Here is a 13525-nt window from a genome sequence, read left to right on the forward strand (position 1 = left end):
TCCACCAGCGGTGCCCGGAGCGGGACTCGAACCCGCACGCTTGCGCAAGGGATTTTAAGTCCCCCGTGTCTACCGATTCCACCATCCGGGCCTCGATCGCACTGCACCTTAGGACAGGCCGCGCGCCCCCGACAACAAGCCCCGCCGCAACAATCATCCCCGCAATACCACCCCTCGCTACCCAAGAGTTGCCTGAACTGTACATCCGAGCAAGTGCGCAAACTATCAGCCCTGCGCGAAGTGGCCCCCGCAACACGCGCGAGATCGCGTGCTAAGAGCCAGGCTCCCTCGCCATGGACGCCATCACCCCGCCGGACCCCCGCCCCGCCGTCGCCGACACCTTGCCCGTCCGCGAGCCCGACTTCATCGAGATCCGCGGCGCCCACGAGCACAACCTGCGCATCGACGAGCTGCGGGTGCCCAAGCGCAAGCTGGTCGTGTTCACCGGCGTCAGCGGCTCCGGCAAGTCCAGCCTCGCCTTCGACACCCTCTACGCCGAGGGTCAGCGCCGCTACATCGAGAGCCTCTCCGCCTACGCCCGCCAGTTCCTCGGTCAGCTCGAGCGGCCCAAGGTCGAGCACCTGCGCGGCCTCTCGCCGACCATCGCCATCGAGCAGAAGAGCGCCTCCAACAACCCGCGATCCACCGTCGGCACGATCACCGAGATCTACGATTATCTCCGCGTGCTCTACGCCCGCGTCGGCGTGCAGCACTGCACCGATTGCGGCAAGCCCGTGCATTCCTCGTCGCCGGAGCAGATCGTCGAGGAGCTCCTGCACGACGCCAAGGACGCCCGCCTCACCTTGCTCGCCCCGGTCGTCACCCACCGCAAGGGCGAATACAAGGACCTGTTCGAGGAGCTGCGCGGCCGCGGCTTCGTCCGCGTCGAGGTCGACGGCGAGATCCACCCGCTGGAGACCCCGCCCAAGCTCGACAAGAAACTCAAGCACAGCATCGCCGTCGTCATCGACCGCATCATCGCCCGTGCCAGCGACAAGCGCAGGATCACCGAGAGCGTCGAGCTCGCCCTGCGCGAGGGCCACGGTGAGGTGCGCGCCGATTCAGCTGACACCACGGGCCCGCACGCCGGCTTCAAGCGCCTGTTCAGCGAGGCCCGCTCCTGCTGCGGCAAGAGCTTCCCCGAGCTCAGCCCGCAGAGCTTCTCCTTCAACAGCCCGCTCGGCATGTGCCCCACCTGCAACGGCCTCGGCACCCGCATGGAGCCCGCCGAGGACCTCGTCGTCCCGGACCCCAGCCTCAGCGTCCGCGACGGCGCGATCGCCCCGTGGGCCACCGCCATGGAGCGCGGCGAGGGCTGGACCTTCCGCATCGTCGAGGGCCTGGCAAAGTCCTGCGAGGTCGACCTCGACACCCCCTGGTCCAAGCTCCCCAAGAAGAAGCGCAGCCTGGTCCTCCACGGCGCCGACGCCGACAAGCGCATCGCCGTCGAGTGGGGCAGCGAGGGCTCCGCAAGCCACGGCACCTGGGGCATGCGCTTCGAGGGCGTCATCCCCAACCTCATGCGCCGCTACCGGGAGACCGACTCCGACGCCGCCCGCGAACACCTCGGCAAGTTCTTCCGCGAGGCCCCCTGCGACGACTGCGGCGGCAAGCGCCTGCGCCCCGAGTCGCTGCAGGTCCGCGTCGCCAAGACCAACATCGCCGACGCCACCGCGATGACCGTGCGCCAGGCCGCCGATCACTTCAGCGGCCTCGGCCTGCGCGGCGCCCAGCAGACCATCGCCGAGGGCGCCCTCCGCGAGATCAGCAGCCGCCTCGTCTTCCTCCTCAACGTCGGCCTCGACTACCTCACCCTCGACCGCTCCGGCCCCACCCTCTCGGGCGGCGAGGCCCAGCGGATCCGCCTCGCCAGCCAGCTCGGCTCCGAGCTCAGCGGCGTCATGTACGTGCTCGACGAGCCCAGCATCGGCCTCCACCAGCGCGACAACCAGCGCCTCATCCGCACCCTCCAGCACCTGCGCGACCTCGGCAACACCGTCCTCGTCGTCGAGCACGACGAGGACACCATCCGCGCCGCCGACCACCTCGTCGACTTCGGCCCCGGCGCCGGCCACCTCGGCGGCGAGGTCGTGTTCAGCGGATTACCCAAGGACATCGAACATTGCCCCGGCAGCCTCACCGGCGCCTACCTCTCGGGCCGCAAGAAGATCGACATCCCCGCCGCGCGCCGCAAGCCCCGCGGCGTCGTCACCGTCCGCGGCGCCGCCGAGCACAACCTGCGCAACGTCGACGTCGGCTTCCCGCTCGGCGTCCTGGTCGCCGTCACCGGTGTCAGCGGCGCCGGCAAGTCCTCCCTCGTCAACGGCATCCTCCTGCCCGCCCTCGCCCACAAGCTCCACGGCAGCCTCGACCGCATCGGCGCCCACAAGGCGATCGAGGGCCTCGCCGCGCTCGACAAGGTCATCGCCATCGACCAGCGCCCGATCGGCCGCACCCCCCGCTCCAACCCCGGCACCTACACCAAATCCTTCGACCAGATCCGCGACCTCTTCGCCCAGCTCCCCGAGTCCCGGGCCCGCGGGTGGAAGGCCGGCCGCTTCAGCTTCAACGTCAAGGGCGGCCGCTGCGAGGCCTGCCAGGGCGACGGCGTCATCAAGGTCGAGATGCACTTCCTCAGCGACGTCTACGTCCCCTGCGAGGTCTGCCACGGCAAGCGATACAACGCCCAGACCCTCGCCGTCACCTACAAGAACCGCAACATCGCCGAGGTCCTCGATCTCAGCGTCGAGGACTGCCTCGAGACCTTTAATAATGTCCCCACATTGCGCCGCGTCCTGCAGACATTGATCGACGTCGGCCTCGGCTACATGAAGATCGGCCAGACCGCGCCCACCATGTCCGGCGGCGAGGCCCAGCGGGTCAAGCTCTCGCGCGAGCTGTGCAAGGTCCAGACCGGCAACACCCTCTACGTCCTCGACGAACCGACCACCGGCCTCCACTTCGAGGACATCCACCGCCTGCTGATCGTCCTCCAGCGATTGGTCGACTCGGGCAATACAGTGCTGGTCATCGAACATAACCTCGACGTGATCAAGTGCGCAGATTGGGTCATCGACCTCGGCCCCGAGGGCGGCGCCAATGGTGGCCAGCTGATCGCCGAGGGCACGCCGGAGCAGGTCGCCCGCGTCAAGCGATCGTTCACCGGGCAATTCCTGAAGCCCCTGCTCGCCGTGAAGTGAAGCGCCCCGCACGGCTGGGCGCGGTGCTGGGCGTGCACGTGCGCGGTGCTCAGGCTCTCGATTCCGCGCGAGCAAGCCGGCGCTAGAGCGGGACGGGTCCGTCCGGACCGCCCTGAGGGTTCGCTACATTGCTCGCATCCGTGGACCGCGCCGCGCTGGGTACTCGACCCCCCGGAAAAATTTCGGCTAACATCCGCTAGCCGCACTTGCGCATCGGGTGTTAATTCATCTAAAACTTTCAGCAACATGACCAATCAAAATCAAAATTGGATCTTCGGCACGAATGCTCGCCTGGACTTCTCGACCAATCCCCCCACCGCACTCGCACTGAGCGGCAACAGCATCGACACCAGTGAGGGCTGTGCCTCCATTTCAGATGCCAACGGCAACCTCCTGATGTACACCGACGGATGCAAGCTTTGGAACGGAGCCAACGAAGTGCAGTCTTCGGCTCTGCTCGGAGACGCTTCCTCCACGCAATCCGCCATCATCGTCCCTGACCCGGGCAACAGCAAGCGCTATTACGTGCTGACGATGGACGGAAGCACCAATACGGATGCGCCGTATAACCACTTTAATGGCGTGCGGGTTGATGTGACCAATCCCGGAACCTGGGTCATTACACCATTGTCCGACCTGATGACCCTGCCCAGTACGGAAGGCTTCTCGCCGGCAGAAAAGTTGACGGCTGTACCGCACAGGAACTGCACAGACACTTGGGTGGTGACCATCCTGCAAGCCGGAAAATTGGAAGCCATGGATGGAATTGGCACGTTCAGGGTCTTCCTGATCAACGCCGCTGGCATCACCTGGGTGGCTGACACCTCGATGAGGATCGCTGTTTATGAAGTTGGATACCTCCGAGGGAGCCCGGATGGCAGCATGCTGGCGGTCGCCAATGCGCCGACAAACAGTGTGCGTATCTATCCTTTTGACAATACCACTGGTGCCATCAACATCAACATTTCGCTCCAGCGTGAGACGAGCACACCCACCGAACCTGAGGAAATTGTCAGGAGGGTGTATGGGGTGGAGTTCTCACCAGACAGCAAGGTGCTCTACTTTGGCAACCTCAGCTACAGCACGACCGAGGGTGGTTCGGCAGCCGCCCAGACAGGGCATGTATTCCAGGTGGATTTGACACCCGCCGTGTTGCCAGCTCCTACTTTGGTCGGTTCCGTGCTCAACGGTGGTGGCCTTTATGCCATCGGTGCCTTGCAACGTGGTATCGATGGACGTATTTACATTGCGAAAGATGGTGAATCAAGCCTTGCCGCCATCTTGAACCCTAATGTGTTGGGGGCAGGCTGCAACTTCACCGACAACTACATTGTCCTTCCGACTACCGCAGTCAGTAGACTTGGCCTCCCCAACATCTTCCCCAATCCTTGTGACGAGACGGGCGATTGCGGCTGCGGTTGTCATGGGTGCAACGAGGATGCCGAGGTTCAAAACGAGGAGCTCATCGACCGCGCCAAAGCGAAGTCCTTCACGCAGACGCAGGCCCAAAACTGTAAAAAGCCTTTTGATCCGTCTTCCATTCAGGCCATCCCGGCAGGCCTCAGCTTGGCGCCCTGCTTTCACTTCCACTGGGGCGACGGAGCCAATGACCAGATCGAGGAGCACGACACCGAGGTGTTCTACCTCACCGTCTGCAACCCCTTCAACGACCTGCAATACAACGGCCTGCGCATCACCAAGGTCACGCTGATCCCGGACATCCATCCCCTGTCGAGCATCCAGATCGTGCCCGACCGCTTTGTGGTGTTCGATTGCCTGGAGGCCTGCACCTGCCAGACCCGCGAGTTTGCGATGATCACCCGCGCCGCCAACACGGCCGGAGATTACAAGCTCCATGTGGACTACTGCTTCGAAAGCATCTCCCTCGCCAAACGCAGCACCCACGGGCATGTCGAGTTTGACGTGCGGATCACCGAGGACTGATCCGTCCTCCCTCAAGCCCCTGCTCGCGGGGAAGTAGCCGGGCCTCACCCGCGGGCGTGCAGCGCCGACGACTCGATCCACGGGCTCGCCTCACCCGTGCGGGGCGGCGGGGCCTGCTCGCCCGACTGCGTCGTCGAGTCGAGCAGCGCCGACTCGGCGATGCTCGCGTGCCCCTGGGCCCAGATCCCGGTCCGCTCGCGGACCGTCTCGTCGAGCACCGGGATGAAGGTCGCCAGCGGCTGCGCCCGGCCGCGGATCGGCGCCGGCGGGGCCTCGCCGAACAGCACCGGCCCGTGGGTCAGCGCCCGCGTCGTCTCCGACACCAGGATCGGCGCCCCCAGCTCCTTCGTCATGCTCTCGAGGCGGGCCGCCACGTTGACCACGTCGCCGATCGCCGTGTACTCGCGGCGCCGCGGCGAGCCGATGTCGCCGACGATCACCCGCCCGCTGTGCAGCCCGATCCCGATCTTCAGCGGCGGCCGGCCGTCGCGCGCCGCGTTGAACGCCGCCAGCGCTTCTTGCATGTGCAGCGCGCACCACACCGCCCGGTCGGCGTGGTCAGACTGCTGCATCGGCGCCCCGAAGTACGCCATGATCCCGTCGCCCATGAACTTGTCGAGGGTCCCGCCGGCCGCGAAGATCACGTCGACCATGCGGGTCAGGTAGTCGTTGAGGAGGCGCACCACCGCCTCGCTCGGCATCGTCTCCGCCAGGGTCGTGAAGCCGCGGATGTCGGCGAACAGCACCGTCAGCTCGCGCGACTCGCCGAGCGCCTGCTGCTCGCGCGCCTGGCTGAGCAGCTGGGCCACCGCCGGCGAGAAGTAGCGGCCCATACGATCGAGGCGCAGCTGGTCGCGCGCCGCCGTCTCGACCAGCACGCGGAAGCGGCCGGTCAGGTACATGCACGTCGCGGCCACCAGCGCCAGCAGCAGCACCGTCGCCACCATCGCCCCGACCGTCACCCCCGCGGCCCGCTGCAGCACGATCTCGAGGCCCGACCCGACCACCGCGCAGGTGACGATCAGTCGCCGCTGCAGCGTGATCGCCGAGAGCACGATGAACAGCGCGAACACCCCGACCGCGAAGCCGGCCGTGCCCGCCGCCGAGCCGCTGCCCATCGTCGAGTACAACAGACCGAAGATGAAGCTCAGGTCGAGCACCGGGATCGCCAGCCCGGCCGCGAAGGCCATCAGCTTCAGGCGCCGCCCGAGCAGCACCAGCCCGCCCGCCGCGGCCCAGTAGGCCGCCACCATCGGCACCGCGCCGCCGCCCCACTCCGCCTGCTGCAGCACCAGGTCCAGCACCACATACAGCGCCAGCAGCCCCGACGCTCCGTACAGGCGGATCAGGTTCACGCGACGGACGCTCTGCTCCTGTTCGCGGCGGATCGCCGTCAGCACGGCGCTCTGCGGGTTGGTTCGCAGCTTGAACATACATGCCCCGGGGCGGCGACCCCATTACGCCACGCCTCGCGCCCGCGATCAGATTTTTCTCGCCCCCTCGCTCACACCGCCTATATGGCCAGGGACGCCAGCAGCTCCTCGATCACCGCGGCCACCGCCGCCGGCTGCTCCAGCTGCACCGTGTGGCCCGCCCCGGGGATCACCCGCAGCGGTGCCCCGGACAGCTCCGTTGCGAGCGCCGCCATGAAGCTGCGCGGGCAGGCGCTGTCCTCCGCGCCCGCGACCACCCGCGTCGGCGCGCGGATCGACCCCAGCTGCCCCGCCAGCGCCGGACGTCCGGCCCACGCCAGCACCGCGCGCGCCAGATCGCGACGCGGCGTCGCGCGGATCGACCGGGCCACCACCTCCGTGGCCCCGGGCCGCGCCCGATAGCTGGCCCCGAGCAGCTGCCCCACGATCGCAGGCATCACCGGCCCCGGCCCGAGCCCGCGCAATACCGCCGCCAGCGCCCCGAAGCGCAGCCGGTCGATCCACGTCGCGGCGTGGGGCGTCGCCGATATCAGCACCAGGCCCCGGACCCGCGACGGATACCGCAGCGCCAGCATCATCGCCGCGCTCGCCCCCAGCGAGGTCCCGACGATCAGCGCGCGCGAGACCCCCTCCGCGTCGAGCAGCGCCAACAAGTCGTCGGCCAGGTCAGCCACCGTGAAGGCCCGCGGCGAGGGCACGCTCTCGCCGTGACCACGCAGGTCGATCGCCAGCACGCGGGCGCGTTTCGCCAATGCCCCCGCGACCGCGGCGAAGCTCCCGCGCTGCGCCATCAGGTTGTGCGCCAGCACGACCACCTCGGGCCCGGAACCGAGCACCTCGTAGGCCACGCGCTGGCCGTCTCGCATCAGCGTCGGCATGTCGCCAAGCCTATGCGATTGTGGCCGCCGTGACCCTCACGTATCGTGGCCGTGATCGGCCCGTGATATGACCACCCGCATCATCCCCGGGGCCGTCGGCTCCACCAGTCTGCGAGCCCTCGTCCTCAGCGATGAGTCGACCCCCCCCGCGCTGAAGCTGGTCGACGTCCGCGGCGCCCCCTGCCCGCCGCTCACGCTCAAGCCCCACGGCTCGGGCGACTCGCGCTTTGATCAACACGTCCTCGGCGCCGGCGTCCGCCTGTACGTCGCCACGGCCAGCAAGCTGCGCCCCGGCGCCGACTACCAGATCGGCGCGACCCACATCCGCACGCTGCCGGCTCGCCTCCCCGCCGCCGGCCTGAACCTCGCCCTCGCCTCCTGCTTCTCCAACGACTTCAAGCGCGACGCCGACTACCTCCGCGTCCTCCAGGGCGCCGTCGGCTACGCCCCGCTCGCCGCCAAGCTGCTCGTCGGCGACAACCTCTACCTCGACGTCGGCCCCAGCGTCGGCAGCGAGCGCAGCGCCTTCGAGTCGACCGCCGACCGCTATCTCCAGCACTTCTGGCGCGGCGGCTACGCCGATGTCCTCTCCTACCTGCCCACCTTCATGATGTGGGACGACCACGAGTTCTGGAACAACTTCCCCGAGCACCAGATCTGGCTCCCGCGCAGCATGGGCCGCTGGCACTCCATCTACCGCGACGCCGCGCTCGCCGGCATCAAGGCCTTTCAGTCGGTCCTGAACCCGGCCCCCGTCGCGCGCCAGGGCCTGTCCTATCGCTTCGAGCTGCCGGGCCTCTCGGTCTTCGCCCTCGACCTCCGCGCCGGCCGCAGCATGCACGACGCCAACCCGCCGGTGCTGTGCAGCGAGCCCGAGCTGCTGGCCTTCGAGCGCTGGGCCGCGGCCCTCAAGGGCCCCGGCGCCCTCATCGTCGGCCAGCCGATGTGGATGGGCCCCGGCGACTGGCAGGACTGGAACCCGCCGGCCTTCGTCGCCCAGTACACGCGCATCTGGAGGGCCCTCGCCGCGGCCCCCTTCGACATGGTCATCCTCACCGGCGACGTCCACCACAGCCGCCTGCTCGAGATCTCGGTCGGCCCGGGCCGGCGCGTGTGGGAGCTGGTCAGCTCGCCCGTGTGCCACATCCCCACCATCGAGGCGATCGCCGCCCGCGCCTTCGACCACCAGGGCAGCGGCAAGATCGGCTTCCCGCTCGCCATCTCCGTCCCCGGCGTCCCGCTCGAGCTGCTCGGCTTCCACATGGGCACGGAGGTCCCGAACACCCTCGCGCTGCTGCGCCTCGCGACCAGCCCCGAGGGCCTCGCGGTCGCCGGCGCCTTCGTCGACCTCGTGCGCAAGACCCCGGCCCAGCCCGCGCCGCCGCCGAACGGCTGCAAGGTCGCCGCCGCCGCCACGCGCAGCTGTCAGCGCGATCCGATGTTCGTGCTGCGTCGCCGCCCGTGATCTCCACGCCCGCAGATCCGCGCGCGTGGTATACGGGCCGACGTGATCAGCCTCTACAACAAGGACACCGGCGCCCGCATCGGCACCTTGAGCGAGCAACAGCTCCAGGACCTCATCGACCTGCTCGTCGAGGAAAGCGACGTCGATCAGGACTACTACATCGACGCGACCACGCTCGACTACCTCGCCGAGCAGGGCGCGGACGCTGCGCTGCTGACAATGCTGCGCCCGCACGTCCCCGAGGGTGAAGAGGGCATCGAGATCGAGTGGCGCGAAGAGAGCGCCTGAAGGTTCATTAATCTTCCGCAGTTCGGCGTGCCCTCCAGCCGGCCCCGCCGCGCTTGAACTGGCGGCAGTGGCTCCCTAACCTGGTCGTTATGCCTTACGCCACCTGGTTGGATCCTCGCCCCCTCGCCCTGCTCACCCTGTCCACGCTGCTGCTCGCCTGCGGCGAGGACAACGTCGCCACCGCAGCCGCCACCGACAGCAGCAGCGGCGACGACACCGGCGCGCAGACCACGACCGGCGATCCCACGATCCCGACAACCACGACCCCAGACACCGACGCCACGAGCGACGCCGGCACCACCACGACCACCGAGCCGACCGGCGGCACCACCGAGCAGGCGAGCAGCTCGGGCGCGTCCTCGACCACCGACGACACCACGGGTCCGCCCGCGCCCTTCTGCGGCGACGGCAACATCGACCCCGGCGAGACCTGCGACGACGGCAACCAGGTCGACAGCGACGCCTGCACCAGCCTGTGCCTGCCCGCCGTGTGCGGCGACGGCTTCCTCGAGGAGGGCGTCGAGACCTGCGACGACGGCAACCAGGGCGACACCGACGACTGCACCTCGCAGTGCCTCCCGGCCGCCTGCGGCGACGCCTTCGTCCAGGCAGGGATCGAGCTCTGCGACGACGGCAACCAGATCGACACCGACGACTGCACCAACGCCTGCCTGACCGCCGTGTGCGGCGACGGCCTCATCCACCAGGGCGTCGAGACCTGCGACGACGGCAACCTGGTCGACACCGACGACTGCCTGGCCAGCTGCGTCCCCGCCAGCTGCGGCGACAGCATCGTCTGGCAGGGCAAGGAGGGCTGCGACGACGGCAACAAGGTCGACGACGACGCCTGCACCAACGCCTGCACCGTCCCTGCCTGCGGCGACGGCGTGCTTCAGGCGGGCTTCGGCGAGGAGTGCGACGACGGCAACAAGATCGGCACCGACAACTGCACCTCGCTGTGCACGATCGCCAAGTGCGGCGACGGCTTCGTGCACACGGGCTTCGAGTTCTGCGACGACCTCGGCGAGTCCGACAAGTGCGACAAAGACTGCACCAAGGCCCTGTGCGGCGACTTCACCATCAACATGACCGCCAGCGAGGACTGCGATCAGGGCGCCATCGAGACCATGACCTGCGACCCCGACTGCACCTCCGCTGTGTGCGGCGACGGCCAGCTCAACAAGCTCGCCGGCGAGATCTGCGACGGCGGCGGCGAGACCATCACCTGCGACTCCGACTGCACCCAGGCCATGTGCGGCGACGGCGTGCGCAACCAGTCCGCCGGCGAGGCCTGCGACGAGGGCGGCGAGACGCCCACCTGCGACGACGACTGCAGCCCGGTCGTCTGCGGCGACGGCAACATCAACCAGGCCGCCGGCGAGCAGTGCGACGACGGCAACCTCGCCGACGGCGACGGCTGCTCCCCCACCTGCAAGGCGCACAAGGTCGTGTTCACCACCAGCGCCATCTACAACGGCAACCTCGGCGGCCTCGCCGGCGCCGACGCCAAGTGCCAGGGCCTGGCCAACGCCGCCGGCCTGCCCGGCACCTACCTCGCGTGGATCAGCGACGCCACCGGCTCGCCGAGCAGCCGCTTCACCAAGTCGGTGATCCCCTACGTGCGGCGCGACGGCATGCTCGTGGCCAACAACTGGGCCGACCTCATCGACGGCAACATCGCCAACGTCATCAACCTCGACGAGAACAAGGCCGTCCCCGGCTTCGACCAGAACAGCTGCAACGGCCTCAAGGGCCTGACCCTCACGGACACCGCGACCGACGGCACCCTGTATAACGTGCTCGGATCGTGCAACAACTGGACGAGCGCCGCCGCCAATCTACCGACCGGCGGCGGCCACTTCTCCTCGATCGACAACAAATGGACCACCTACGTGTGCATCTATAACTGCAGCTGGAAGAAGGCCCTGTACTGCTTCCAGCAGTGAGGATTGAGCTAATTCGGGGCGTGGGCGGTGCCGCTACGCCAGGGCGCCTTGAAGGAGACGCGGACGCGGCCGCCAGGGAGCGCCGTGACGGCGTCGTGGGCGAAGGGCGGGCGCAGGAGGTAGCGGCAGATTCGCCCTGGGCTGCTTGCGGTCGCGGCCGTCGGCGGTGGTCGCGGCGTGGAGATGGCCCCGCGAGGGCTCCGAGGCGTTCGGAATCGATGTGCGGACCCCGCCCTTTGTGACCGACTGCTCGTACCGGGCGTGATAAGACGGGCCCATGCGCAGACACGCACTGGCCCTCCTTCTGCTCGCCACTGCATGCGCGGGTGGTTCGGGCACTGCCACAACCGCGGCGGACCCGAGCGCCGTCTCGAGCCTCGATCCCGGGAGCACCAGCGTCAGCGCGCCGCCCACCAGCGACGGCAGCGGCAGCGCGAGCACGGGTAGTGGCAGCAGCACTGGAACGGACGACGGCAGCGGCAGCGGCACGGACACGAGCACCGGGGCCGCGGCGCCCGACCTGCCGTCCGAGCCAGCGGGCGCGTGTCGGGACCTGCTGGCCTGGTCGGAGACCGAGGCCTTCGCCGACGACGTCCACGTCTCGCACCCACTCCCGTCGTTCGCGCGGGCCGGGTTTTATTATGTGCACACCATGCGCCAGGAGGACGCGTCGGAGCGGCGCCTGTTGTTCGCCGCGCTCGGTCCGGACGGCGCCCCGGGGCCGTGGCAGGAGGCCGCGCCGGACCACGGTGGCGGGCCTCACGGATACACGGCGATCGTGGCCGACGGCCAAGCGTACCACTTTCGCAACGGTCACATCGCCCACTACGTATTCGCCGCCGACGGCACCATGGTAGGTGATGTCGAGCTGCTTGAGGACAGTCCGGACACCGCCTTTGGCGGCAACAAGTACGTATGGGACACCGCCGTCGCCATGCCCTTGCCCATGGGCCACCACGTCTTGCACCTCGGCGGCTTCTCCTTCACCGGTTATACATATCGCCCCGACGTCTATCGCAGCCCGGTGCCGCTGGCCGCCAGCTTCAGCGACACCGGCCTCGATCATCCAAGCGGGCAGCGGCCCGGCAAATCGGTGTTCTACGCGCCACCGGGCGTCGCGGGTGGCCATGTCTTCACCGGCCGCGGCGACGGCCCCGAACTGTGGCGTGGCGATATCGACCCCGGGGGCGCGCTGCTCGGCTGGACGCAACTCCCGAACCTGCCCGATGGGACAGACAACCAGCGGGGCGACCTGTTTGTCGCCGGGCGCACGCTCTTCACCGTGCGCGGCGCCGCGGTCCTGCGCGCCGACCTCGACCTCACGGGCGAGCTCGGCGCGTGGACCGGCGTCGCGTCGCTGCCCGGGCCGCAGGTCGACATGCACTGGGGCGAGGGTCACCTCGAGGGGGCCGCGTATGCGGTCGTCGACGAGCACGTCTACCTGACCGGGCCCCGGCGAGTGTACTTCGCGGCACTCATGGGCCGTCCCTGCGACGGCTGAGACCGACGCCTGCGACGCGACGGGTGCGTGATATCGTGGGGTGAACGACGCGACGGCCTTGGTCGGCCATCCACCGGCCCATGCACGAGGGACAGCAGCCTGCGGCGCCTCCATCGCCTGGGCGACCACGGAGGCGCATCACACGGGCTGCTACTACTTGCCCTGCGCCTTGATACGGCGGGCCTCCTGGACCACGCCCGGCTCGCCGCCGCGGGTGCCGCGGATCTGGTACTGGTGGCCGTTGAGGCCCGCCGGCTTCTCGAGCAGGATCACCGGGGTCAGGCCGGCGACGCTGCGGAAGGTGTTGTCGTAGCTCGGGCGGCCGGCGTCGATCTCGAAGCTGGCCGCGGGCAGGGCCAGGTTGCCGTCGGAGTCGAGGAAGCAGACCGTGCCGCGCATCGCCTTGGTGGCCTTGCCGCCGGTGCGCTGCAGCTCGAGGCGGTAGCTGTCGGACAGGATCGGCGCGCCCGCGAAGGTGCGCTCGGCGAGCAGGGTGCCGCTGGCCCAGGTGGCCTCACCGAGGCCGCGCGGCCCGACCTTCCACTGCGAGTCGCCGGCCATGCTGTTGTACTCGGCGAGCTTGGCGTCGATCTTCTGCTTGGCGGCGTCGAAGTCGTCGGCGCACTTCTTGGCGGCCGCGGCGTCGTCCTTGTTGACCAGCTGGCAGATGCCGCGGGCGATCTTGGCGCCGTTCTGGTCGAAGAAGCTCTTGAACTTGGTCCACTCGGACTGACACGGGTTGGCCGCGGACGCGGTGGCGGGCGCGAGGACGGCGACGGCCGCGGTGGCGGCGATGCAGGAGGCGATGATGCGATGGCTGATTCGGTTGCTCACGGACATGCTGGCAAGATAGCGGCTCCCGCCGCGTTG

General features: G+C 68.7%; 9 protein-coding genes and 1 tRNA gene. 6 read left to right on the plus strand and 4 right to left on the minus strand.

What is annotated here, in order from left to right:
• Nucleotides 1–11 precede the first annotated feature (11 nt).
• Nucleotides 12–91, minus strand: a tRNA-Leu gene (locus IPJ59_RS04005).
• Between the two features lie 202 nt (nt 92–293).
• Between IPJ59_RS04005 and uvrA the strand changes: the two genes are divergently transcribed.
• On the plus strand, nt 294–3200 hold the full coding sequence (gene uvrA / locus IPJ59_RS04010) for an excinuclease ABC subunit UvrA (protein WP_293269825.1): 2907 nt from the start codon (nt 294–296) through the stop codon (nt 3198–3200).
• Between the two features lie 246 nt (nt 3201–3446).
• Entirely contained in the window at nt 3447–5144 is a 1698-nt protein-coding gene (locus IPJ59_RS04015; protein ID WP_293269826.1) for a hypothetical protein, read from the plus strand.
• Between the two features lie 44 nt (nt 5145–5188).
• Here IPJ59_RS04015 and IPJ59_RS04020 read toward each other — a convergent pair whose 3' ends face one another.
• Both IPJ59_RS04020 and IPJ59_RS04025 read right to left on the minus strand, forming a co-directional pair.
• Nucleotides 5189–6577: an adenylate/guanylate cyclase domain-containing protein gene (locus tag IPJ59_RS04020; RefSeq protein WP_293269828.1), complete on the minus strand. Its 1389-nt coding sequence runs from the start codon at nt 6575–6577 to the stop codon at nt 5189–5191.
• Nucleotides 6578–6657: 80 nt separating this feature from the next.
• Entirely contained in the window at nt 6658–7455 is a 798-nt protein-coding gene (locus tag IPJ59_RS04025; protein ID WP_293269829.1) for an alpha/beta fold hydrolase, read from the minus strand.
• Nucleotides 7456–7522: 67 nt separating this feature from the next.
• Between IPJ59_RS04025 and IPJ59_RS04030 the strand changes: the two genes are divergently transcribed.
• From IPJ59_RS04030 to IPJ59_RS04045, 4 genes are all read left to right on the plus strand, one after another.
• A complete protein-coding gene (locus IPJ59_RS04030; protein WP_293269830.1) occupies nt 7523–8920 on the plus strand; it encodes a metallophosphoesterase family protein in 1398 nt (465 codons plus the stop codon).
• A gap of 42 nt (nt 8921–8962) precedes the next feature.
• Nucleotides 8963–9208: a hypothetical protein gene (locus IPJ59_RS04035; RefSeq protein WP_293252604.1), complete on the plus strand. Its 246-nt coding sequence runs from the start codon at nt 8963–8965 to the stop codon at nt 9206–9208.
• An 89-nt stretch (nt 9209–9297) separates the two neighbouring features.
• Nucleotides 9298–11154 carry a DUF4215 domain-containing protein gene (locus IPJ59_RS04040; protein WP_293269831.1) on the plus strand — a complete coding sequence of 619 codons (1857 nt, stop codon included), beginning with the start codon at nt 9298–9300 and terminating at the stop codon, nt 11152–11154.
• Nucleotides 11155–11431: 277 nt separating this feature from the next.
• Nucleotides 11432–12655 carry a hypothetical protein gene (locus tag IPJ59_RS04045; RefSeq protein WP_293269832.1) on the plus strand — a complete coding sequence of 408 codons (1224 nt, stop codon included), beginning with the start codon at nt 11432–11434 and terminating at the stop codon, nt 12653–12655.
• A 153-nt stretch (nt 12656–12808) separates the two neighbouring features.
• Here the strand turns inward: IPJ59_RS04045 and IPJ59_RS04050 are convergent, their stop codons facing one another.
• Nucleotides 12809–13495 carry a hypothetical protein gene (locus tag IPJ59_RS04050; protein ID WP_293269833.1) on the minus strand — a complete coding sequence of 229 codons (687 nt, stop codon included), beginning with the start codon at nt 13493–13495 and terminating at the stop codon, nt 12809–12811.
• Between the last annotated feature and the right edge of the window lie 30 nt (nt 13496–13525).

Source organism: Nannocystis sp. (assembly GCF_016714285.1).
Classification (GTDB): Bacteria; Myxococcota_A; Polyangia; order Nannocystales; family Nannocystaceae; genus Nannocystis.

Coding starts and splice junctions, on each gene's coding strand:
- uvrA (WP_293269825.1), top strand. CDS start 294: ATGGACGCCATCACCCCGCCGGACCCCCGCCCCGCCGTCGCCGACACC.
- IPJ59_RS04015 (WP_293269826.1), top strand. CDS start 3,447: ATGACCAATCAAAATCAAAATTGGATCTTCGGCACGAATGCTCGCCTG.
- IPJ59_RS04020 (WP_293269828.1), bottom strand. CDS start 6,577: ATGTTCAAGCTGCGAACCAACCCGCAGAGCGCCGTGCTGACGGCGATC.
- IPJ59_RS04025 (WP_293269829.1), bottom strand. CDS start 7,455: ATGCCGACGCTGATGCGAGACGGCCAGCGCGTGGCCTACGAGGTGCTC.
- IPJ59_RS04030 (WP_293269830.1), top strand. CDS start 7,523: ATGACCACCCGCATCATCCCCGGGGCCGTCGGCTCCACCAGTCTGCGA.
- IPJ59_RS04040 (WP_293269831.1), top strand. CDS start 9,298: ATGCCTTACGCCACCTGGTTGGATCCTCGCCCCCTCGCCCTGCTCACC.
- IPJ59_RS04045 (WP_293269832.1), top strand. CDS start 11,432: ATGCGCAGACACGCACTGGCCCTCCTTCTGCTCGCCACTGCATGCGCG.
- IPJ59_RS04050 (WP_293269833.1), bottom strand. CDS start 13,495: ATGTCCGTGAGCAACCGAATCAGCCATCGCATCATCGCCTCCTGCATC.